Annotated in this window: 18 protein-coding genes; 10 read left to right on the forward strand and 8 right to left on the reverse strand. The window is 72.1% G+C overall.

The genetic code is table 11. The features are described from left to right. Positions 1-18: 18 nt before the first annotated feature. Both LPC08_RS12165 and LPC08_RS12170 read right to left on the reverse strand, forming a co-directional pair. Positions 19-1,554 (reverse strand): GMC oxidoreductase, encoded by a 1,536-nt coding sequence (locus LPC08_RS12165; RefSeq protein ID WP_230452927.1) that lies wholly within the window; start codon positions 1,552-1,554, stop codon positions 19-21. A 465-nt stretch (positions 1,555-2,019) separates the two neighbouring features. Continuing rightward, a complete protein-coding gene (locus tag LPC08_RS12170) occupies positions 2,020-3,360 on the reverse strand; it encodes an LLM class flavin-dependent oxidoreductase (RefSeq protein WP_230452928.1) in 1,341 nt (446 codons plus the stop codon). Between the two features lie 401 nt (positions 3,361-3,761). Here LPC08_RS12170 and LPC08_RS12175 point away from each other — a divergent pair, with 401 nt between their 5' ends. The 4 genes from LPC08_RS12175 (at position 3,762) to LPC08_RS12190 (ending at position 8,232) form a co-directional block, all read left to right on the forward strand. Beyond that, the gene (locus LPC08_RS12175) at positions 3,762-4,730 is read left to right on the forward strand and encodes a Bug family tripartite tricarboxylate transporter substrate binding protein (RefSeq protein WP_230452929.1); all 969 of its coding nucleotides are present in this window, start codon (positions 3,762-3,764) and stop codon (positions 4,728-4,730) included. A 27-nt stretch (positions 4,731-4,757) separates the two neighbouring features. Further along, entirely contained in the window at positions 4,758-5,729 is a 972-nt protein-coding gene (locus tag LPC08_RS12180; RefSeq protein WP_230452930.1) for a tripartite tricarboxylate transporter substrate binding protein, read from the forward strand. Positions 5,730-5,815: 86 nt separating this feature from the next. Further along, entirely contained in the window at positions 5,816-6,835 is a 1,020-nt protein-coding gene (locus tag LPC08_RS12185) for a Bug family tripartite tricarboxylate transporter substrate binding protein (RefSeq protein ID WP_230452931.1), read from the forward strand. Positions 6,836-6,906: 71 nt separating this feature from the next. Further along, positions 6,907-8,232: a CapA family protein gene (locus LPC08_RS12190; RefSeq protein WP_230452932.1), complete on the forward strand. Its 1,326-nt coding sequence runs from the start codon at positions 6,907-6,909 to the stop codon at positions 8,230-8,232. 164 nt (positions 8,233-8,396) lie between these two features. Here the strand turns inward: LPC08_RS12190 and LPC08_RS12195 are convergent, their stop codons facing one another. The 4 genes from LPC08_RS12195 to LPC08_RS12210 all read right to left on the reverse strand — a co-directional run bounded on the left by LPC08_RS12195 (position 8,397) and on the right by LPC08_RS12210 (position 11,327). Further along, the gene (locus LPC08_RS12195; protein ID WP_230452933.1) at positions 8,397-8,645 is read right to left on the reverse strand and encodes a hypothetical protein; all 249 of its coding nucleotides are present in this window, start codon (positions 8,643-8,645) and stop codon (positions 8,397-8,399) included. 431 nt (positions 8,646-9,076) lie between these two features. After that, positions 9,077-9,895, reverse strand: a complete 819-nt coding sequence (locus tag LPC08_RS12200) for a transporter substrate-binding domain-containing protein (protein ID WP_230452934.1) — start codon at positions 9,893-9,895, stop codon at positions 9,077-9,079. Between the two features lie 94 nt (positions 9,896-9,989). After that, positions 9,990-10,640 carry an amino acid ABC transporter permease gene (locus LPC08_RS12205; RefSeq protein ID WP_230452935.1) on the reverse strand — a complete coding sequence of 217 codons (651 nt, stop codon included), beginning with the start codon at positions 10,638-10,640 and terminating at the stop codon, positions 9,990-9,992. A 15-nt stretch (positions 10,641-10,655) separates the two neighbouring features. Next, on the reverse strand, positions 10,656-11,327 hold the full coding sequence (locus LPC08_RS12210; protein WP_230452936.1) for an amino acid ABC transporter permease: 672 nt from the start codon (positions 11,325-11,327) through the stop codon (positions 10,656-10,658). 533 nt (positions 11,328-11,860) lie between these two features. Between LPC08_RS12210 and LPC08_RS12215 the strand changes: the two genes are divergently transcribed. Genes LPC08_RS12215 through LPC08_RS12235 form a run of 5 tightly spaced genes read left to right on the forward strand, consistent with a single transcriptional unit; the run spans position 11,861 to position 16,232 of the window. Continuing rightward, the gene (locus LPC08_RS12215) at positions 11,861-12,916 is read left to right on the forward strand and encodes a LacI family DNA-binding transcriptional regulator (protein ID WP_230452937.1); all 1,056 of its coding nucleotides are present in this window, start codon (positions 11,861-11,863) and stop codon (positions 12,914-12,916) included. Then, a complete protein-coding gene (locus LPC08_RS12220) occupies positions 12,913-13,884 on the forward strand; it encodes a sugar kinase (protein WP_230452938.1) in 972 nt (323 codons plus the stop codon). Before LPC08_RS12215 ends, LPC08_RS12220 begins: the two co-directional genes overlap by 4 nt. Further along, positions 13,881-14,513, forward strand: coding sequence for a bifunctional 4-hydroxy-2-oxoglutarate aldolase/2-dehydro-3-deoxy-phosphogluconate aldolase (gene eda, locus LPC08_RS12225; protein ID WP_230452939.1), 633 nt, complete (start codon positions 13,881-13,883; stop codon positions 14,511-14,513). The genes LPC08_RS12220 and eda overlap by 4 nt, the downstream gene beginning before the upstream one ends. Continuing rightward, positions 14,510-15,259 carry a 2-keto-4-pentenoate hydratase gene (locus tag LPC08_RS12230; RefSeq protein WP_230452940.1) on the forward strand — a complete coding sequence of 250 codons (750 nt, stop codon included), beginning with the start codon at positions 14,510-14,512 and terminating at the stop codon, positions 15,257-15,259. The genes eda and LPC08_RS12230 overlap by 4 nt, the downstream gene beginning before the upstream one ends. 34 nt (positions 15,260-15,293) lie before the next feature. Further along, entirely contained in the window at positions 15,294-16,232 is a 939-nt protein-coding gene (locus LPC08_RS12235; RefSeq protein WP_230452941.1) for a 2-hydroxyacid dehydrogenase, read from the forward strand. A gap of 21 nt (positions 16,233-16,253) precedes the next feature. Here the strand turns inward: LPC08_RS12235 and glgA are convergent, their stop codons facing one another. Continuing rightward, a complete protein-coding gene (gene glgA / locus LPC08_RS12240) occupies positions 16,254-17,696 on the reverse strand; it encodes a glycogen synthase GlgA (protein ID WP_230453069.1) in 1,443 nt (480 codons plus the stop codon). A 5-nt stretch (positions 17,697-17,701) separates the two neighbouring features. After that, positions 17,702-18,970 (reverse strand): glucose-1-phosphate adenylyltransferase, encoded by a 1,269-nt coding sequence (glgC, locus tag LPC08_RS12245; protein ID WP_230452942.1) that lies wholly within the window; start codon positions 18,968-18,970, stop codon positions 17,702-17,704. A gap of 262 nt (positions 18,971-19,232) precedes the next feature. On the opposite strand from glgC, the gene LPC08_RS12250 reads away from it, so the two are divergent. Beyond that, entirely contained in the window at positions 19,233-21,212 is a 1,980-nt protein-coding gene (locus tag LPC08_RS12250) for an AI-2E family transporter (protein WP_230452943.1), read from the forward strand. Positions 21,213-21,216: the final 4 nt, after the last annotated feature.

Raw genomic sequence — 21,216 nt, forward strand, 5'->3', positions numbered from 1 at the left:
GCAGGGGCCTCGACGGGCTCAGTGCGGAAGCGCGAATTCCTCCCGGCGCTCTTCTGTCATTCCAGCCTGCCGGGCGATGTGGTCGCCAGCCCGCAGGGAGAGCGCGATGATGGTCAGGGCCGTGTTCACGGCCCCGGCGGAAGGTAGGGTGGAGGCGTCGAGGACGTAAAGCCCCTGGATGTCGTGCACCTGGCAGTTGGGATCGAGGACGGAGGTGCCGGGATCGGTGCCGAAGCGGACCGTGCCGACCTCGTGCCACAGGTAGGGCGGGCGTTTCCGGGCCAGGGAGCGGTATCCGGCACGACGGAATGCCTCCACCGCCATCTCGCGCAGCCTGGCGAAGGTCTCGAGGTTGTGTACGGGATCGACCCGCCCGGCGATGGCGTCGCCGTCGAAGCGCAGGCCGGATTCACGGGTCGGCAGGGCCTCGCCCATGTAGAAGCACATGAGGCTGTGCGTGCCGATCAGCTTGGCGATCGGCCGGATCGGCCGCGACGCCTCGTTCCAGAAGGGCATCTGCCCGGCGACCTGCACGACACCGAGCGGATACTTCCAGCCCGGCGCGCCATCGTAGAACGCGTTGATCGCGAAGGTCTTCGTATAGAAGGACGGCACCGTCTTGAGCGCGCTGACGAAGGGGAAGATCATCCCGACCGAATGGCCGCCGAGATAGCGGCCGAGCGCGCCGCCGGCATTGCCCAGCCCCTCCGGGTGCCGGTCCGTGCGGGACCGGCGCAGCAGCAGGGCGGAGCCGGGCAGGCCGCCGCAGACGGCGACCACCTCGGCCTGCACCCGGTGTTCCACGCCGTCACGCCGCAGCAGCACGCCGGTGGTCCGGCGGCCATCGCTGTCCGTCAGCAGCCGCAGCGCTTCCGTGCGGGTGGAGAGGAAGACGTTGCCGGTGGCCAGGGCGGGGCGCATCGACGCGACCTCCGCATCCATCTTCGCATCGAGCGTGCAGAGATGCGCGTCGCAGGTCGGGCACAGCACGCATTTGCCGCCGGGCCCGTAGTCCAGGCCGCTCGGCACCGGGGCCGCCGGCGTGCCGGTGCCGTTCAGCCGCTCCACCATCTTCGCCACCACGGGGCCGTGCGGCAGCGGCGGATAGGGGTAGGGGTTGGCCCGCGGCGGCTCCGTCGGGTCGCCGTCCGGCGCGCCGTGCACGCGATAGAGATGCTCCGCCTGCTCGTAGTAGGGCTCGAGCTCGGCATAGCTGATCGGCCAGGCGGGCGAGATGCCGCCCTCATGCTCCACCTCGCGGAAGTCGCTCTCGCGCATCCGGTAGAGGGCCGCGCCGTAGAACTTGGTGCGTCCGCCGACGACGCTGAGCGGCGCGTCGCGGCTTCCCATCACCTCGGCGATGAACTTGCCGACCGGCTTGTCGTCGCCGCCACGGGGGACGTGCAGGAAGTCGCCGTACTCGACCACGAGGACGCGAAGCCCGCGCTGGCCGAGGCGAAGTGCCAGCGGGGCGCCGCCGGCACCGCTGCCGATAATGACGGCGTCATAGCGGCGAGACAGATCGGTCTCACGCCACGCACTATCGTCCTGCATCGTCCGACCCCTCCTGGCGCCCATCGGCAGGCATTGCCTGGTCACGATTACGCGCGTTACGAAACTTCACAGGGGTCGACAAGCGCTTTGATGCTGCGCCGTCAAAGTGATCCGCGCCGGCCGCTTCAGCTTTGCGAAAGCATCGCTGTTTCTCTCATTTGGCGAATATCGTGTCCCGTCATGGCACGGCGTCGCCGACGCCTCGGCGTCCGGCGCGATCACTGAGCCTGGTCAGGCACGCCACAGTCATGTGGTCATTCACATGACTTCTTATCATCGGTCTGTTTACGTGGCGGGGCATTCGCCGGGCGTCTCTGTTCTTGCCCGATACGTCGCGGAGGTCGGGCAGCGTTGTCCGGGAGCGGGAACGTCGCCCGCATTCCCCCATGCGACGGGCGGCGCCGTCGGGGCGCCGCGCTCCCCCCACGCCACGCGGACCTGCGGGCGTGGCGGCCCGGGCCCGCGTCACGGGGGGAAGAAGCGGTTCGCCGGACGCGGCAGGCCGAGATTCTCGCGCAGGGTGCGGCCCGCGTACTCGCGGCGGAAGATGCCGCGCCGCTGGAGTTCCGGGACCACGCGGTCCACGAACTCATCCAGCCCCTGCGGCAGGTAGGGGAACATGATGTTGAACCCGTCCGAGCCCTCCTCCTCCAGCCATTGCTGCATGCCGTCGGCGATGTGTTCCGGCGTGCCGACGAAGCTGAGCCCGGCATAGCCGCCCAGGCGCTGGGCGAGCTGGCGGACGGTGAGGTTCTCGCGCCGGGCGAGCGCGATCGCCCGCTCGCGGCCGCTCTTGCTGGCGTTGGTCTCCGGGACCTCCGGCAGCGGCCCGTCCGGGTCGAAGCGGGAGGCGTCGTGGCCCAGCGCGATGGAGAGCGAGGCGATGGCGCTCTCCGCATGCACGCGGCTGTCCAGCAGGGCGCGCTTCTCGCGGGCGGAGGCCATCGTGTCGCCGACGACGACCAGCGCGCCGGGCAGGATCTTCAGGTGGTCCGGGTTGCGGCCGATGGCACGCATGCGTCCCTTCACGTCGGCGTAGAAGCGCTTCGCCTCCTCCAGCGTCGAGCCGGCGGCGAAGACCAGCTCCGCCGTCTCGGCCGCCAGTTGCCGGCCGGGTTCGGAGGCGCCGGCCTGCACGATCACCGGCCAGCCCTGCACCGGGCGCGCGATGTTCAGCGGGCCGCGGACGGAGAGGAACTCGCCCTTGTGGCCGAGCACGTGCATGCGCGTGGGGTCGAGGAAGGTTCCCGTCGCCACGTCGCGCGGGAAGGCGTCCTCGGCGAAGCTGTCCCACAGGCCGGTGACGACATCGTAGAACTCGCGGGCGCGGCGATAGCGCTCGCCATGCTCCATCTGGTCCTCGCGCCCGAAGTTCAGCGCCGCGTCCGGGTTGGCGGTGGTGACGATGTTCCAGCCCGCGCGCCCGCCGCTGATGTGGTCCAGCGAGGCGAAGCGGCGGGCGATGTGGAAGGGCTCATCGAAGGTGGTCGAGGCGGTGGCCACCAGCCCGATCCGCTCCGTCACCATGGCCAGCGCCGAGAGCAGGGTGAAGGGCTCGAAGGAGGTGACGGTGTGGCTGCGGCGCAGCGCCTCGGCCGGCATGTTCAGCACCGCCAGGTGGTCCGCCATGAAGAAGGCGTCGAACTTCCCGCGCTCCAGCTTGCGGATGAATTCCACCATGTGGCCGAGGTTGAAGTTCGCGTCCGGATAGGCGCCGGGGTAGCGCCAGGCGCCGGTATGGATGCTGGCCGGGCGCATGAAGGCGCCGAGGTGAAGCTGCCTTTGCGTGCTGATGGTCGCCTCCATGCGCCGGAGCGGCCTGGCCGCCGGCCTTGCGGGAGCGCGGCGGCCACCCGGACGGTCCGGGGCCCGCGACGCGGTTCGGCAGGGGATGCGTGGCGGGCTGTCACGCCCGGCCGCGCCGTCCCCTTCCCTGCCTGGAATGGGAAGGCGGGGTGGCAGCGTCCAGCCTTGCCGCCCGCCGGGCGGCGCGGGGCGGACCCGCATGCCGGCGGCTTGTCAGGCGCGACCGGGCATGCGACATCGCCGTATATCACTATTCACTATTGTAGATAGTTTTAATGACGACAAGGAGGTTGGGCGTCTTGTCTATTGTCCGCGCGCTGCGATCCGGGATAGCCCTCCGCCCCAGCCGGCCGCCCCAGGAGACTCCACAGGGGACAAGGCCGGCACCAGGGGGAAATGGCATGCTTTCACGGCGGCAACTGGCCGGCGCTGTCCTGCTCGCTTCGGCCATGGCCGGTCCGGCCCATGCCCAGGCCTATCCCGATCGTCCGGTCACGCTCGTCGTCCCCTGGGGCCCCGGCGGCTCCACCGACGTCATCGGCCGCCTCCTGGCGCAGCGCCTGGCGCCGGAGCTGGGCCAGCCCGTGGTGGTGGAGAATCGCGCGGGCGCCAACGGCACCATCGGCACCGCCTCCGTCGTCCGCGCCCGGCCGGACGGGCACACGCTGCTGCTTGGCACCAGCAGCACCTACGCCATGGCGCCGCACCTGATGGACCTGCCCTACGACAACGACACGGCCTTGGCGCCGGTCGGGCGGGTGGTCTCCGTGCCGATGATGATCCTGGTCAACGCCGCCTCCCCCGCGAAGGACCTGGCGGAGTTCGTCGCCCGGACGAAGGCGGCGCGGCCGCCGATGACCTACGCCTCCTCCGGCACGGGCAGCTCCACCTTCCTCGCCACCGAGATGTTCCTCCAGGAGGCGGGGGTGGAGATGCTGGAGGTCGCCTACCGCACCGGCCCCGCCACCACGGCCAGCGTGCTGTCGGGCGAGAACCCGATGCTGTTCATGTCCACCACCAACGGCCTGGCCCTGGTGCGGTCCGGCCAGCTCCGCGCGCTCGCCATCGCGACGCCGCAGCGCAGCCCGGTTGCGCCGGAAATCCCGACCTTCGCCGAGCAGGGCTATCCCGGCTTCGAGGCCTATGACGACCTTGCCCTCTTCGCCCCGGCCGGCACGCCGGAGCCGATCCTGGACCGGCTGAACGCCATGCTGGCCAAGGCGCTCGCCTCGCCCGAGATCGGCGAGAAGCTGAGCGGCCTCGGCCTGATCAGCATGGGCGGGCCGCGCGCGGAGTTCCCGGCTTATTTCGCCCGCGAGAACGCGCGCTGGCGACAGGTCATCCGCAGCCGGAACATCCGGATCCAGTAGCCGCGTGGCAGGAAGCGAAACCCGAGCATGACACCCTCCCTCTCCCGCCGCGCCGCCCTGGCCGCCGGCGCCGGCCTGCTCGCCGCCGCGCGGCCGGCGCGGGCCGCCGGCTTCCCGTCCGGCCCGGTCACCTACATCATCGGCTATGCCCCGGGCGGGCTGAGCGACGTGATCGCGCGGCTGATCGGCGACGAGATCACCCGCGAGCACCACCAGCAGGTGCTGCTGGACTACCGCCCCGGCGCCGGCGGCGGGCTGGCGGCGGACGTGCTGGCGCGGACGAAGCCGGACGGCCACACGCTGATGGCGGCGACCAACAGCCACTTCGCGATCATCCCGCTGCTCAACAGCGTGCGCTACGAGCCCATCGCCGACCTGCTCCCGGCCGCGCTGGTGGGCGACGCCTACATGGCGATCGTCGTGAACCCCTCCGTGCCGGCGCGGACGCTGCCGGAGCTGATCGCCTATGCGAAGGCCAATCCGGGCAAGCTGAACTTCGGCTCCGCCGGCCAGGGCACGGTCGGCCACCTGTCGGGCGAGTACCTGAAGAAGCGCACGGGCATCGACATCCAGCACGTCCCCTATCGCGGCAGCCCGCCCGCGGTGCAGGCCTGCCTCGCCAACGAGGTGCAGGTGATCTTCGGGCCGGAGGGCGCGGATGCGCACCTGGCCGGGGACCTGCGCGCCATCGCCATCCTGGGGCAGGACCGCTGGAGCAAGCTGCCGGAGGTGCCGACGACCGAGGAATCCGGGCTGCCGGGCTGGGCGCTGCGGAGCTGGCACACGGTGGGCATCCATGGCCGCACCCCGCCGGCGCTGCTGGAGGAGGTGCATGACGTCCTGGCCGGCATCATCGCCCAGCCGAAGCTGCAGCAGCGCTTCGAGCAGATGGGGCTGAAGACCGGCCGGCTCTCCCTGGCCGAGCTGCGGCAGCGCGCGGAGGAGGATGCGCAGCTCTTCGGCACGCTGATCCGCGAGGTCGGGCTGGGCCGCGGCTGAGGCCCGTTGACGCACGGGCGACGCCGTCGCAATCGGATGGCGACGGGACGGCGAAGCCGCGGGACGCAACGGGGGAAGACCAGGGCATGGCAACACGGATTCACCCGCCTCGCGAGGCTGTCCCGCCGCGGGCATCACGCCTCCGGCCCCGGCGCCGGGCCCTGCTGGGCGGCGCCGCGACCCTGCTGCTCGCGTGCCCCGGACGGGCGGAGACCTACCCCAGCCGCGGCATCTCCTACGTTGTCCCCTTCGCGCCCGGCGGGCTGACCGACCTGCTGGCGCGCCTGGTCGCGGAGCGGCTGGCGCGCGAGACCGGGCAGACCGTGGTGATCGACAACAAGCCGGGCGGCGGCGGCATCCTGGGCACGGAGTTCGTCGCCCGTGCCGCGCCGGACGGCTACACGCTGCTGGCGGCGACCAACGCGCCCTTCGCCTCGCTGCCGCACCTGAACCCGGTGCGCTACGACCCGCTGCGCGACATCGTGCCCGTGGCGCTGCTCGCCGACGTCTACATGCCGATCTTCGTGCACCCGTCCGTGCCGGCGCGCGACCTGGCCGGGCTCGTGGCGCATGCGAAGGCCCATCCCGGCACGCTGAACTTCGGCTCGGGCGGCGCCGGAACGGTGGGCCACCTGTCCGGCGAGTACCTGAAGGCGCGGGCCGGGATCGCGATGCAGCACGTGCCCTACCGCAGCAGCGCGCAATCCTTGCAGGCCTGCCTGACGAACGAGGTGCAGGTGCTGTTCGGCCCCGAGGGGACGGAGAGCGCGCTGGAGAGCAAGCTGACCGCCATCGCCATCATGGGGCCGGCGCGCTGGCCGAAGCTGCCGGGCGTGCAGACCACGACGGAGGCCGGCTACCCCGACTGGGCGCTGCGCAGCTGGCAGTCGGTCGCCGTGCCGGGGCAGACGCCGCGCGCGATCCAGGAACGGCTGAACGCCCTGGTCATCCGCATCCTGGCGGAGCCGGAGCTGCGCAGCCGCATCGAGGCGATGGGCTGCCGCATCCTGCCGCTTTCGCCGGAGGAGCTGGCGCAGCGGGCCCGTGCCGACCACGCTGCCTTCGGCGAGGTCATCCGCGCCGCCGGCATCACCACCACGGGCTGAGCGGCCCGCCCCCTCCGCGCGGAGGGGGCCGATGACCCTATGGACGACCCCACGACGGAAGGAAGCGCACCATGCGCGTCGTAGCCTGCGGCGATGCCCTGTTCTCCAGCGGCAACCTGGCGAAGCGTCTCGACCCGAAGCTGGTCTCCCTGCTCTCCGAGGCGGAGGCCAGCTTCGCCAATGCGGAGTTCATCTGCCCGAAGCGCGACACCCCGCCCGCCCCGCGCCGCTTCATCACCGCAGTCGGGGAGGAGGCGATCGACGAGCTGGCCTCGATCGGCATCAACCTGCTCTCCTTCGCCAACAACCACACGGGCGATTTCGGGCCGCAGGGCGTGATCGACACGTTGGAGGCAGCGGAGGCGCGCGGCATGCTGGTCAGCGGCATCGGCCGCAGCCTGGCGGAGGCGCGCATGCCTACCTTCCTCGACACCGCCAAGGGACGCATCGCGCTGATCTCGGCCGGCACCACCCGCTCGGCCGAGTTCGCGGCCAGCGCCCCGGGCAACGGCATCCGGCCGCGCGCCGGGCTGAACCCGCTGCGCTGGGGCCGCGCCTATGTCCTGCCGGAGGCGGAGTTCCGGCAGATGGAGCGGATCGACGAGTTGCTGAAGACCGCCGCCAGCCGGCGCGAGGTGGCGCGGGTGGAGGTGGTGCCCCCGCCCCCGCCCGGCCGCTTCGCCTTCGGCTCCTTCTTCGAGGGCTCGCTGCAGATCGAGCTGGGCGAGACGGCGCATGTCCGCACCTTCGCCAACGAGCGCGACGCCAAGGCCATCCTGGCCAGCATCCGCGACGCGGCGGACCGCGCGGACATCGTGCTGCTCAGCCTGCACACGCATGAGGGCACGGACGACAACTGGTACTCGCCGCGCCCGGCCGCCTTCGTCGAGGAATTCGCCCGGCAGGCCATCGATGCCGGCGCCTCGGCCATCCTGGGCCACGGGCCGCACATGCTGCGCGGGGTGGAGATCTACAAAGGCAGGCCGATCTTCTACTCGCTGAACTCGCTCTTCATGGAGTTCGAGGCGGGGATGCAGCGCATGACGCCGGAGATGTACGAGGCCTACGGCTTCCCGGCGGATGCCCTGCCCTCCCACCTGCACAAGTCACGGGTCGAGGATGCCGAGGGCAAGCGGATCGGCTTCTATGGCGACCCGCGCTTCTCGCGCGGCTGCGTTGCGGTCTGCGACATCGAGGGCGGGGAGATCGCCGTGAAGCTGGTGCCCCTCGACCTCGACCTGAACCGGCCGAAGCCGCACGAGCGCGGCCTGCCGGCGCTGGCCGGCGCGGAGCTGGGACAGGCCATCGCCGACGACATCGCCGCGATGAGCCGCGTCTACGGCACGAAGATCCAGTACGACACGGCGGATGGCAGCATCCGCGTCTCGGCGGGCTGACGCGAAGGGCGCCGGCCAGGCACCGGCGCCGTCACCTGGCCGGCCCGGCGCCTTCGCCGGACCTTCGGGGAGGTTTCAGGGAAGCGCGCGTCCGGCCCGGCGGGCGTCCACGGGAAGGCCGCCGCGGGAAGCCGGCGCCTTCCTGCCGGCATGGTCCGCCGGGATCAGGCCCGGAGGCCCTGGTACGGCGTGCCCGCGGCCTCGCCCGGGACCGGGCCGCGATCCGCCGCGCCCATCCTGGCGCGGGCAACGGCGAGGCTGGCCATGCGCGCCACCTCGGCGGCGCTGGAGAAGGCGCTCCCCGTCAGGTCCCCGACCGCGGGATCGGTGGCCACAAAGGACCATCCCTGCTCGCCGGCGACGGCGACGCCGACGAAGCGGCCGGAAACATCTATGGGTCGGGACCGGATCATGAAACATACCTCGGGACCGGCAGCGCAGTGGCCGGTCGGCAATAGCGGCAATGGATGGGGTGAAGGGGCGTATCGGCAGATGGCGTCGGCCGTCGCGAAGACCAGCCTCGCAGGACAGCCATGCGCCCTGCCCGGGCGTCAGTCCCGACGGCGATGGCAGTGAAAGAGGAAGGAGCGCCCCGGCGAAAGCCGGGTGGACGGCGCAGCCGTCTTGATCATGACAGAACCCCTATGCCGTCCCTCGAAGCCAGCCCGGCGGGCATGGAAAGACACCGCCGGGCCCGGTCCTGTCAAAGCACGAACTGATGATAGATTTGTTTAATTTTCGAACCAAATCTCCCGCGCTGTGCTTCGGGTGACATCACAGGATCGGGAGGCCCCGACGCCCCCGGGCGACGGCGCCCGGGCGGCATCGGAGACCCCCTGGAGGCTCAGGCGGTCAGGTCGGGCATGGGTGGCAGGGTGCCGATCGGGGCGCCGAACCACTTCTCCCAGGAGGCAGCCAGCGCGCCGCTTTCCACCGCCTTGGCGATGAAGCCGTTCGCCCAGTCGCGCAGCTCCGTATCCGCCTTGCGGAAGGCCATGCCGTTGGCCTGGCGACGCAGGGTGATCTTGGGCTCCAGGTTCAGCTGCGGCTGGGTGCGGGTCAGCTGGGCGAGCACGACGTTGTTCGCGCCCAGGATCTGCACCTGGCCGGAGATGATGGACTGCACCGCCGTCGCGTCGTCGTCGAAGCGCATGATGCGGGCGTCGCGCGGCGCCATGGCGGTGATGGCCGTGTCCTGGGTGCTGGCCCGGGCCACGCCGATGCGCATGCCCTTCAGGTCGTCCGGGCCCTTGATGTTCATGGTCTTCGGCGCCAGCAGGTAGATGTCCAGGGCGCTGTAGGGGTTGGAGAACAGCACCTGCTTCGCGCGGTCGGCGGTGATGCCGAAGGTCGCGACCAGGGCGTCCACCTTGTTGGTCAGCAGGTAGGGAATGCGGTTCGGCCCGGTGACGGAGACCAGCTCCAGCTCGACGCCCAGCTCCTTCGCCATCATCGCCGCCACGTCCGCGTCGTAGCCGACCACCTTCTGGTTGCTGTCCAGGCTGCCGAAGGGCGGCAGGTCGGTCAGGATGCCGACGATCAGCTTGCCGCGGCTCTTGATCTCGGCCGGGGTGGCCGCCCGGGCGACGCGCCCGCCGGCCAGCAGGGCGGCCGCGCCCAGGCCCAGGGCCAAGCCGCCGCGCCGGGTGATGGAGAAGGTCATGCTTTCGTCTCCTGCCGTGGGGCCGGATGCGGCCCGGTGTTGGCGAGCCCCCGGGGGGTGGGGGCGGTCGCCGGTTGAAGGGGAAAGGGCCGTCTCAGCGCGCGGCCACCAGCAGCTTGCGCTCCATGCGCTTGCTGTAGGCGGAGAGCGGCCAACAGATGACGAAGTACACCAGCGCCACCAGCCCGAAGATGGCGAAAGGCTGGAAGGTGGCGTTGTTGGTGATCTGCGCCGCCCGCGTCAGCTCGACGAAGCCGATGATCGAGGCCAGCGAGGTCGCCTTGATCAGCTGCACCAGGAAGCCGACCGTGGGCGGGACGGAGATGCGCACCGCCTGCGGCAGGATCACCTTCAGCATCATGGCCGGGTAGCGCAGGCCCAGCGCGGCCGAGGCCTCCCACTGGCCGCGCGGCACCACCTCGATGCAGCCGCGCCAGATCTCGCCCAGGAAGGCGGAGGCATGCAGGGACAGGCCCAGCGCCGCCGCCGCCCAGGGATCGACGTTCCAGCCGAACAAGCCGGGCACGAAGAAGGCCAGGAAGAGCTGCATCAGCAGCGGCGTGCCCTGGAAGACGGTGATGTAGCCGGCCGCCAGCTTGCGCAGCCAGCCGGCCGTGCTCGTGCGGGCCAGGGCCAGCAGCAGCCCGCCCACCGCGCCGCCGGCGAAGGCGACGAGGGAGAGCAGGATCGTCCAGCGCACCGCGCCGACGATGAAGAGGACGTCGCCCAGTCCGAATTCGCGCATCGTGTCGCTCCCCTCTCAGCGCGAGGCAGGCTTGGCGAGGAACGTCCGCTCTATCAGGGCGAAGAGGCCCCAGAAGAGCAGCGACACGCCGAAATAGATGAGCGTGACGACGAAGTAGACCTCGAAGCTGCGGAAGGTGCGCGACTGGATGTCGTTGGCCGCCGCCGTCAGCTCGGTCGCGGCGATCGCGGAGCAGACGCTGGTGTTGAGCATCAGCAGGATGAACTGGCTGGTCAGCGCCGGGTAGATCGCCTGCAGCGCGGGCTTGAGGATGACGTGGCGGAAGATCTGCAGCTTGTGCAGCCCCAGCGCCTTGCCCGCCTCGATCTGGCCCTTGCCGATGCTCTCGATGCCCGCGCGCATGATCTCGATGCCGTAGGCGCCGACGTTGATGACGAGCGCGAGCAGCGCCGCCTCGTCCGCGTCCAGCCGGAAGCCCACCAGCGGCAGGCCGAAGAAGACCATGAAGATCTGGATCAGGAAGGGCGTGTTGCGGATCACCTCGATATAGGCGTCGATGATCCAGACCAGCCAGCGCGGGCCGGAGGTCTTGCCCAGCGCGCCGAGGATGGAGACGACCAACCCGATGGCCATCGCCAGCAGCGACAGCCACAGGGTGTTCATCAGGCCCCAGGCCAGCTCGTCCCAGGCGGCGAAGACCTCGCCGAATTCGAAGGTGTAGGTCATGCCAGGCGATCGGTTCCGCAGGATGGGAACGGGAGGCGGCGATGCGCGGCCCATGCCGCAGGCCCGGGCCGGCGGGCGGTCTGGCCAATGGGTGTCGCGGGCACGGTCGCTCCTTGATCCGTTTCCTCCCGGACGCTGCCCTGTCCGGGTTCCTCCCCTCCGGGAGCACCCGGCCACGGGCGCGGCGCCCGTCCCTCCCCGGTCCGGCACGGCGCAGCCGCCATTCCTTGCGGGGCGGGCGGACGCTAACTTGGATCGATCCAAGATGGAATACACAAAAGACACAAGACTTGCCCAGGTTGCCCGCCCGCTGCGCCCGCCTGCCTGCCCAGACGGCGTATCGCCTTCCGATTGACGGGGCGGGGCACCAGTTCTAAACATCTATCTGTTAGATCGATCCAGTCGGCTGGGCCGCCATGGCCGGAACGTCCGCATCGACCGACAGGGAACGTCGCAGGCATGCCGCCAAGCCGAACCGGCTTCGCCTCTCCGCGCCTCTCGCCTCCCGGCCGCCCGCCCGGCGCCCACCGCCGATGACGGAGCCCGGCGCCCGCCTGACGCTGAACGAGGTGGCGCGCCATGCCGGCGTCTCCCGCGCCACGGCCTCGCTGGTGTTGCGCGGCAGCCCGCTGGTGGCACCGGAGACGCGCGCGCGCGTCACCGCCGCGGTCTCCGCGCTGGGCTATGTCTACAACCGCGACGCCGCGACGCTGCGCAGCCGGCGCACCAAGACGGTCGGGCTCCTGGTCACCGAGATCCCCAACCCGTTCTTCGGCGAGCTGGCGCTGGGCGTGGATGCGGTCATGGATGCGGCCGACTATGTCGTCTTCCTCGCCAGCGTCGGCGAATCGGTCGAGCGCCAGGACCGCTTCCTGCGCCGCATGCGGGAGCAGAAGGTGGACGGCATGCTGATCTGCCCCGCCGCCGGCACGCCGCCGGATCTGGTGGCGCGGCTGCGCGAATGGCGGATGCCCTGCGTGCAGACCCAGCGCTTCGTCTCCCCCCAGGATGGCGACTATGCCGGCCCCGACTACGACCTGGGCATCCAGCAGGCGGCGGAGCATCTGATCCGCCTCGGCCACCGCCGGATCGCCTTCGTGGGCGGGGAGCTGTCCCATTCCGCCAGCCGGGCACGCTGGACCGGCTTCGCCGCCGCCCTGCGCCGGCACGGCCTGCCGACCGACCTGGTGCTGAAGGTGCCGCCGACCCGGCGCAGCGGGCTGGAGGCGGTGCCGTTCCTGCTCGGCCGCGCGGATGCGCCGACGGCGGCGCTGTGCTTCAACGACCTCGTGGCCTTCGGCATGATGGCGGCGCTGCGCCGGCACGGGCTGCGCCCCGGGCGGGACTTCGCCATCGTCGGCGTGGACGACATCCCGGAGGCGGAGCTGAGCGAGCCGGCCCTGACCACGGTCGCCACCCTGCCGCGCCAGGTCGGGGAGGAAGCGGCCAGGCTGCTGCTGCGGCGCATCGCCGATCCTGCCGGTGCGCAGGAGCGTATCATCATGCCCGCGCGGCTGATCGTGCGGGAATCCTGCGGCGCACGCTTCGCGCGCGAAGCCGCCAGGCCGGAATTCGAGGAGGCACCGTGAGCCTGGATCCCGCCGCCCGCAGCCGCGTGGCCTGCCTGGGCGAATGCATGGTCGAGCTGCGCGAGCGATCCGATGGCCTGCTGTCGCGGGGCTTCGGCGGCGACACGCTGAACACGGCCGTCTACATGGCCCGGCTGGGCATGTCCGTGGACTACGTCACCGCCCTGGGCGACGACCCGTTCAGCGCCGAGATGCTGGCGGGGTGGGAGGCGGAAGGCGTCGGCACCGGACTCATCCCGCGCGTGCCCGGGCGGGTGCCGGGCCTGTACCTGATCCAGACCGATGCGAAGGGCGAGCGGCGCTTCTCCTACTGGCGCGACAGCGCGCCGGTGCGGCAGCTCTTCACCCTCGACGAGACGCCGCGCGTGGTGGCGGGGCTGGCGCGCTTCGGGCTGGTCTACCTCTCCGGCATCACCCTCTCCCTGTTCCGCGGCGAATCGAGCGGGGCGCTCTTCGCCGCGCTGGAGGGGGTGCGCGCGGCCGGCGGGCGGATCGCCTTCGACACCAACTTCCGCCCGCGCGGCTGGCCGGACCGGGAGGAGGCCGTCGCGACCTATGATCGCATGGCGCGGCTGTCGGACATCGTCCTCGCCGGCAGCGAGGATCACGGCCTGCTGACCGGGACCGAACCCGACATGGGCGCGGTCGAGCGATGGCTGCGCGCGGCCGGCGTGACGGAGATGGTGATCAAGTCCACCCAGCCGGGCTGCCAGGTCATCCATCCCGGCGGCATGAGGCTGGTGCGCACGAAGGCGGTGCAGCCGGTCGACACCACCGCGGCCGGCGACAGCTTCGCCGCCGCCTACCTCGCCGCCCGCGAGGCGGGGCTCGACCCCGTGCAGGCCGCCCGCGCCGGCCACCGCCTCGCCGGGGAGGTGATCCTGCATCCCGGCGCCATCATCCCGCGCGAGGCCATGCCGGCCGACGTGCTCCACCCTTCCCCCAACGCCGATGCGGAGGCTCCATGACCACCTCCATTGCCGACCTGCTGCGCGAGGCGAAGCTGATCCCCGTGCTGACCATCGCCTCGGTGGAGCAGGCCATCCCCCTCGCCCGCGCCCTGGTGGCCGGCGGCGTACGCCACCTCGAGATCACGTTGCGCACCCCCGCCGGCGCCGCCGCCGCGGAGGCCATCCAGGCGGAGGTGCCGGAGGCCGTGGTCGGCCTCGGCACCGTCCTGACCCGCAAGGATCTGGAGCTGACGGTACGGCTCGGCCTGCCCTTCGCCTTCAGCCCCGGCGCCACGCCCGCCCTGCTGGACGCGGCGCGCGCGCTGGATGCGCCCTTCGTCCCCGGCGTCGCCAACGCCTCCGAGCTGATGGCGTGCATGGAGCGGGGCTTCTCGACGGTGAAGCTCTTCCCCGCCGAGCAGGTGGGCGGCACCGCGATGCTGCGCTCCCTCGGCGGCCCCTTCCCCGAGGCGCGCTTCTGCCCCACCGGCGGCATCGCCCAGTCCCAGGTCGCGAGCTACCTCGCCCTGCCCAACGTCGTGGCCGTGGGGGGCTCCTGGCTCGCCCCCGCGGCCGAGGTGGAGCGCGGCGACTGGGAGGCGATCACCGCCCGCGCCAGGACCGCCATGGAGAACCTGTCCCGATGACCGATGCCCGTATCGCCGCCCGGGCCCTGATCGAGGCCCGGCGCACCCGCGCCTGGCTCGCCGCCCTGCCCGAGGCCAGCCGCCCGCGCGACGCCGCCGAGGCCTATGCCATCCAGACCCTGGTCGCCGAGCAGGCGGGGCCGGTGGCGGGCTGGAAGGTCGGTGCCGCGACGGCCGAGGCCGAGCCCTTCGCCGCTCCGCTGCATGCCTCCACCGTCTTCTTCGGCACGGAGCCGCTGCGCGCCGCCGACTACCAGGTGATCGGGGCGGAGGCGGAGATCGCCTATCGCCTCGGCCGCGACCTGCCGCCCCGCGCCACGCCCTATTCGCGCGAGGAGGTGCTGGACGCGGTGGCCAGCCTGCACCCGGCGATCGAGATCGCCGACACCCGCTTCAGGGGGCTGGGCTCGACCGATCCGCTCAGCCACCTCGCCGACCAGCAGAGCCACGGCGCGCTGGTCGTCGGCCCGGCGCTGACCGACTTCCGCGCCATCGTGCCGGTGGAGCAGCCCTTCGCCCTGCGCCTCGACGGGCGGGTGGTGCGCGAGGGCGTGGGCGGCAACACCGCCGGCGATCCCGTGCGGATGCTGGCCTGGCTGGCGCAACACGCCGTCCGGCTGGGCGGGCTGCGCGCCGGCATGGTCATCACCACCGGCTCCGTCATGGGCTGCCTGCCCGTGCCGGCCGGCACCCGCGTCCAGGCGGAGTTCCCCGGGCTGGGGACCGTCGAGACCGCGATCCTCTGAGCCCCACCCGCGACGCCCGCACAAGGAAGCGACGATGAAGCCCGAGATCCTGCTGATCGAGCCGATGATGGACCGCGTGATGAACGCGCTCGACGACGCCTATACCGTCCACCGGCTCTGGCAGGCGCCCGACAGGGACGCGCTGCTGCGCGAGGCGGGGCCGCGCATCCGCGGCATCGCCACCGGCGGCGGCACCGGCGCCTCCAACGCCATCGTGGATGCCCTGCCGAAGCTGGAGATCATCGCGATCAACGGTATCGGCACCGATGCGGTGGACCTGGTCCACGCCAAGGAGCGCGGCATCCGCGTCACCACCACGCCGAACGTGCTGACGGACGACGTGGCCGATCTCGGCATGGCGCTGCTGCTCGCCGCCTGCCGCGGGATCTGCACCGGCGACCGCTACGTGCGCGCCGGCAAGTGGGGCAAGGAGGGGCTGCCGCTGGCGCGCAAGGCGACCGGCAAGACGCTCGGCATCCTCGGGCTGGGCCGCATCGGGCGCGCCATCGCCAAGCGCGCCGCGGCCTTCGACATGCCCATCGCCTATCACGACATCCGCGCCTTCGACGACGTGCCCTACACCTATGTCGACAGCCTCGCCGGGCTGGCGAAGCACTCGGACATCCTGATGGTCGCGGCCTCCGGCGGCGCCGGCTCGCGCGGGATCGTCAATGCCGAGGTGCTGGACGCGCTCGGCCCGGACGGCATCCTGGTCAACATCGCCCGCGGCTCCGTGGTGGACGAGGACGCGCTGGTGCAGGCCTTGCAGGAGAAGCGGATCGCGGGCGCCGGCCTCGACGTCTTCGTGGACGAGCCGCGCACGCCGGAGGCGCTGTGGTCGATGGAGAACGTCGTCTTGCAGCCGCACCGCGCCAGCGCGACGACGGAGACGCGCATCGCCATGGGCGACCTCGTGCTCGCCAACCTCGCGGCGCAGTTCGCCGGCAAGGCGCTGCCGACCCCCGTCGTCTGACGGCGCCGGCGCCGCGGCGGCTCAGCCGCCGCGCGCCACCGCCCGGTAGAGCGCGGCGTAGCGGCGCGCCGGCCGGGTCCAGGAGACATCCGTGGCCATGCCGTTGCGCTGCATCGCCTCCCAGGCCGGGCGGTCCTCCCAGAGCGTTGCCAGCCGGGCGAGCGCGCCCTCCAGCGCCTCGCGCGACGGCGGCGCGAATTGCAGGCCGGTGGCCACGCCGGCCCCCAGCGCCATCTCGTTCGCGTCGATCACCGTATCGGCCAGCCCGCCCACCCGCGCCACCACCGGCAGGGCGCCGTAGCGCAAGGCGCAGAGCTGGGTGAGGCCGCAGGGCTCGAAGCGCGAGGGCACCAGCAGCGCGTCGCACCCCGCTTGGATCAGCCGGGCTAGCCCCTCGTCATAGCCGAGCTGCACGCCGATGCGGCCGGGATGCGACCCGGCCGCATCGGCGAAGCCGGCTTCCAGCGCCCGGTCGCCCGCGCCCAGCAGGGCGAGGCGCATGCCATGCCCCAGCAGCGCCGGCAGCGCCGCCTGAATCAGGTCGATCCCCTTCTGCCAGGAGAGGCGGCTGACCACGCCGAGCACCAGGGCGGCGGGGTCATCCTCCAGCCCCATCCGCGCCCGCAGCGCCGCGCGGCTGGCCTGCCGCGCCTCCAGCCGCGCGGCGTCGTAGGGTTGCGGCAGGCGCGGGTCCGTCGCCGGATCCCATTCCGCCGTGTCGATGCCGTTGAGGATGCCGGAGAGGTCGGCGCCGCGGCTGCGCAGCAGCCCGTCCAGGCCCATGCCGCCCTCCGGCGTGCGGATTTCCGCGGCATAGCTGGGCGAGACGGTGGTGACGCGGTCCGACAGGCGCAGCCCCGCCTTGAGGAAGCCGATGGCGCCGTAATACTCCACCCCGTCGATCGACCAGGCTTCGGGCGGCAGGCCCAGCTCCGCCAGCAGCGTGGCGGGGAACTGGCCCTGGAAAGCCAGGTTGTGCACGGTCGTCACCGTGCCGGGGCGCGGGCCGGCGGCGTAGTGCAGGTAGGCCGCCGTGAGCCCCGCCTGCCAGTCATGGGCATGCACCACCTGCGGCAGGAAGCCCGGCAGCAGCCCCTGCCCGATGGCCGCAGCCGCGCGGGCCAGGGCGGCGAAGCGCTGGGCGTTGTCCGGCCAGTCCCAGCCCCCGGGCCCGGCATAGGGGTTTCCCTCCCGCCCGTAGAGATGCGGCGCGTCCAGCACGAACAGCGCGAGCCCGCCCGCGCGTCCGTCCAGCAGCCGGGCGGGGCCGCCGAAGACCGGCCCCAGCTCCGCCGCGACCTGCGCGCCCTCCAGCCTGCGGAGCACGGCGGGGTAGCCGGGCAGCAGCGTGCGGGTCTCGATCCCCTCGCCGGCCAGGGCCGCGGGCAGGGCGCCGACCACATCCGCCAGGCCGCCGGTCTTCACCAGCGGGAAAGCCTCCGAGGCGACGGACAGGGCGCGCAGGGCGCTCACCGGCCGAGCGCGTCGATCATCGGCTGGGTGATGAGGCAGATGCCCTTCTCGCTGCGGCGGAAGCGCTGCGCGTCCAGCACCGGGTCCTCGCCGACCACCAGCCCTTCGGGGATGCGCACGCCGCTGTCGATGACCACGTTCTTCAGATGGCAGTGGCGGGCGATGCTGACCCCCGGCAGCACCACCGCGCCATGGACATTGGCATAGGAATGCACGCGGACATTGGTGAAGAGCAGGGAGCGCCGCACGCAGGCGCCGGAGACGATGCAGCCGCCGGAGACCAGGGAGTCCAGCCCCTGGCCGCGCCGGCCGTCATCGTCGAGCACGAACTTCGCGGGCGGCGTCACCTCGCTGTAGGTCCAGATCGGCCAGTCGCGGTCGTAGAGGTCGAGCGAGGGCACCACGTCCGTCAGGTCGATATTGGCCTGCCAGTAGGCGTCCACCGTGCCGACGTCGCGCCAGTAGGCCTCCGCCTCGTCGCCGGAGGTGACGCAGGAATCGGTGAAGCGGTGCGCCTGGGCCTTGCCGGCCTTCACGATGGCCGGGATCAGGTCCTTGCCGAAATCGTGCTCCGAATGCGGGTCCGCCGCGTCCTCGCGCAGCAGGCGGGAGAGGTAGCCCATCTCGAAGACGTAGATGCCCATGCTGGCCAGGGCCATGTCCGGCTTGTCCGGCATGCCCGGCGGGTCCTTCGGCTTCTCCAGGAAGGAGACGATGCGGTCCTTCTCGTCCACGTGCATCACGCCGAAGCCGCTGGCCTCCAGGCGGGGGACCTCGATGCAGCCCACCGTCACGTCCGCGCCGGATTCGACGTGCTGATGCAGCATCACCTCGTAGTCCATCTTGTAGACGTGGTCCCCCGCCAGGATGACCATGTGCCGCGGCCCATAGGCCTCGATGATGTCGAGGTTCTGGTACACGGCGTCCGCCGTGCCCGCGTACCACTGCGTCTCCGAGACGCGCTGGCTGGCGGGCAGGATGTCGAAGGTCTCGTTGCGCTCGGGGCGGAGGAAGTTCCAGCCGCGCTGCAGGTGGCGGATCAGGCTGTGCGCCTTGTACTGCGTGGCGACGCCGATGCGCCGGATGCCCGAGTTCAGCGCGTTGGACAGCGCGAAGTCGATGATGCGCGACTTGGCGCCGAAGAAGACGGCGGGCTTGGCCCGCCGGTCGGTCAGTTCCATCAGCCGGCTGCCTCGCCCGCCCGCGAGGACATAGGCCATGGCGGAGCGGGCCAGGGGGATATGCTGGTGCGGCCTACGGACCATCGGGCGGCTCCTCCTCCGGCACGTTCCGTCCGGGGGATTCCCGGACCGGCGTGCCGCCCTCCAGCTTACGTGGAGCCCTGGCCGCCACATAGGGAGGGGCTTCGCTCCTCACGCCCTTTCGCAACGAAAACCGCGCCGGCGCCGCGCGGAACCCCTGGGGCATGGCCGCGTTGAGCGGTGGCAGAGGGGCGAGCCAGGACCGGACCGGACAGGCGGGCGCGCTCCCCGGCGCGCCGCATCTTCATCGTCCGGTCGGAATGGCATGCCCCCACCCTCCCTCGCCCGCTCCACGCCTGCCCGGGTGACAGCCGCCGGCGTGCCCTCCGCCGGCCTGGGCCTTCTCTGGGCCGCGGGCGCCGTCGTCGCCGTGCTCTACGTCGCGCGCGACCTGCTGGTGCCGCTGGCGCTGGCCGTGCTGCTGGCCTTCGTGCTGGCGCCCGTGGTGCGCCTGTTCCGCAAGGCGCGCATCCCGCGCGTGGGTGCGGTGCTGATCACCGTGGTGCTGGCCTTCGGGGTGCTGGCCGGCGCCGGCCTGCTGATGGGCCGCCAGCTCGCGAGCCTCGCCACCGACCTGCCGCTGTACCAGGCGCGGGTGAGCGCGAAGCTGTCGGGGCTGACCGGGGGCGGCGGCCTGCTCGACCGCGCCACGGACATGCTGCACGACCTGGGCGAGAACCTCTCGCGCCAGCGCCCGACCGAGGCCGCGGCGAGCCGCCCGGCGGAAGTGCCGCCGATGCCCGTGGAGGTCCGCACCCCCTCGCCCGGCCCGCTGGAGCTGGTCCAGAGCGTGATCGCGCCGCTGCTGGGGCCGGTGGCGCATACGGGCATCGTGATCGTCTTCGTGATCTTCCTGCTGCTGTACCGCGAGGATCTGCGCGACCGTCTGATCAAGCTGATGGGCTCGCGCGACCTGCAGCGCACCACGGCGGCGATGGACGATGCCGCCGCCCGGCTCAGCCGCTACTTCCTGGCGCAGACGGCGCTGAACGCCAGCTTCGGCCTGATGATCTCCATCGGCCTCTGGTTCATCGGCATTCCCAATCCCGTGCTGTGGGGGATGCTGGCGGGGCTGATGCGCTTCGTGCCCTTCATCGGCGGCTTCATCGCCGCCGCCTTCCCCGCCCTGCTCGCGGTCGCGATCGATCCGGGCTGGACCACGCTGATCTGGACCCTGGGCCTGTTCCTGCTGGCCGAGCCGCTGATGGGCCATGTGATCGAGCCCATGGTCTACGGCCACAGCACCGGCCTGTCGCCGATCGCGGTCCTGATCGCCACCGCTTTCTGGGCCTGGCTGTGGGGTCCCCTGGGCATGCTGCTGGCCACGCCACTGACGGTCGGCCTGGTCGTGCTGGGCCGGCACGTGGACCGGCTGGAGTTCCTCGACGTGCTGCTGGGCGACCGGGCGGCCCTGGCCCCGCCGGAGGCCTTCTACCAGCGCGCCCTGGCCGGCGACGAGGACGGGCTGATCGAGCAGGCGGACGAGCGCCTGCGCAACACCACCCTGGCCGCCTATTACGACGAGGTCGCGCTGGCCGGCCTGGCCCTGGCGCAGGCCGATGCCGCCCGCGACGCGCTGAAGGAGGACCGCCTGGAGCTGGTCCGGGAGCGGGTGGACGAGTTGGTCGAGGAACTCGCCGACCACGACGAGAACGAGATCGAGCCGGCGATGGACGGCCCGGTCGCCCCCGCGCCGGAGGATCAGCCGACGGGGGCGGACCAGGCTGCCGCGTCCCCCGCCTCCCTGGCCGAGGCGTGGAAGGCCCCGGGCGCGGTGCTCTGCCTTGCCGGCCGTGGCCGCTTCGATGCCCAGGCGGCGGCGATGCTGACCCAGGTGCTGGAACGCCGTGGCTTCGGCACCCGGATCCTGCCACCCGAGACGCTGCGCGATCCGCGGCTCGGCGAGGATGCGGCGCAGGTGCGGGCGATCATCCTCTCCGTGATCGACGGCGGCAGCAGCGTGGCCAGCGTGCGCTATGCCCTGCGCCGCCTCCGCCGGCGCTTCCCGGACGCGATGCTGCTGCTCGGCGCCTGGGGCGCGGAGCGCGGGGGCCAGTTGCTCGCCAGCCTGGAGCGGGACGAGGAGTCGCTCCGCCCGGTGCTGTCGCTGCGCGAGGCGGCCAGCCTGTGCGAGGCGGAGGCGCGCGAGGCACCGGCCCTCCCGGCCACGTCCCGGCCGGTCGTCCCGGAGGGGCCGGCCCGCGAGCTTCCCGATGGGGCGCCCGGCCTGCTCTCGCCCGCCTGAGCCA

This window comes from Roseomonas sp. OT10 (genome assembly GCF_020991085.1).
Taxonomy (GTDB): Bacteria; Pseudomonadota; Alphaproteobacteria; order Acetobacterales; family Acetobacteraceae; genus Roseomonas; species Roseomonas cutis.

Coding starts and splice junctions, on each gene's coding strand:
- glgC (WP_230452942.1), bottom strand. CDS start 18,970: ATGGTCCGTAGGCCGCACCAGCATATCCCCCTGGCCCGCTCCGCCATG.
- LPC08_RS12205 (WP_230452935.1), bottom strand. CDS start 10,640: ATGCGCGAATTCGGACTGGGCGACGTCCTCTTCATCGTCGGCGCGGTG.
- LPC08_RS12250 (WP_230452943.1), top strand. CDS start 19,233: ATGCCCCCACCCTCCCTCGCCCGCTCCACGCCTGCCCGGGTGACAGCC.
- LPC08_RS12195 (WP_230452933.1), bottom strand. CDS start 8,645: ATGATCCGGTCCCGACCCATAGATGTTTCCGGCCGCTTCGTCGGCGTC.
- LPC08_RS12170 (WP_230452928.1), bottom strand. CDS start 3,360: ATGGAGGCGACCATCAGCACGCAAAGGCAGCTTCACCTCGGCGCCTTC.
- LPC08_RS12200 (WP_230452934.1), bottom strand. CDS start 9,895: ATGACCTTCTCCATCACCCGGCGCGGCGGCTTGGCCCTGGGCCTGGGC.
- LPC08_RS12235 (WP_230452941.1), top strand. CDS start 15,294: ATGAAGCCCGAGATCCTGCTGATCGAGCCGATGATGGACCGCGTGATG.
- eda (WP_230452939.1), top strand. CDS start 13,881: ATGACCACCTCCATTGCCGACCTGCTGCGCGAGGCGAAGCTGATCCCC.
- LPC08_RS12185 (WP_230452931.1), top strand. CDS start 5,816: ATGGCAACACGGATTCACCCGCCTCGCGAGGCTGTCCCGCCGCGGGCA.
- LPC08_RS12175 (WP_230452929.1), top strand. CDS start 3,762: ATGCTTTCACGGCGGCAACTGGCCGGCGCTGTCCTGCTCGCTTCGGCC.
- LPC08_RS12180 (WP_230452930.1), top strand. CDS start 4,758: ATGACACCCTCCCTCTCCCGCCGCGCCGCCCTGGCCGCCGGCGCCGGC.
- LPC08_RS12165 (WP_230452927.1), bottom strand. CDS start 1,554: ATGCAGGACGATAGTGCGTGGCGTGAGACCGATCTGTCTCGCCGCTAT.
- LPC08_RS12230 (WP_230452940.1), top strand. CDS start 14,510: ATGACCGATGCCCGTATCGCCGCCCGGGCCCTGATCGAGGCCCGGCGC.
- LPC08_RS12190 (WP_230452932.1), top strand. CDS start 6,907: ATGCGCGTCGTAGCCTGCGGCGATGCCCTGTTCTCCAGCGGCAACCTG.
- LPC08_RS12210 (WP_230452936.1), bottom strand. CDS start 11,327: ATGACCTACACCTTCGAATTCGGCGAGGTCTTCGCCGCCTGGGACGAG.
- LPC08_RS12215 (WP_230452937.1), top strand. CDS start 11,861: ATGACGGAGCCCGGCGCCCGCCTGACGCTGAACGAGGTGGCGCGCCAT.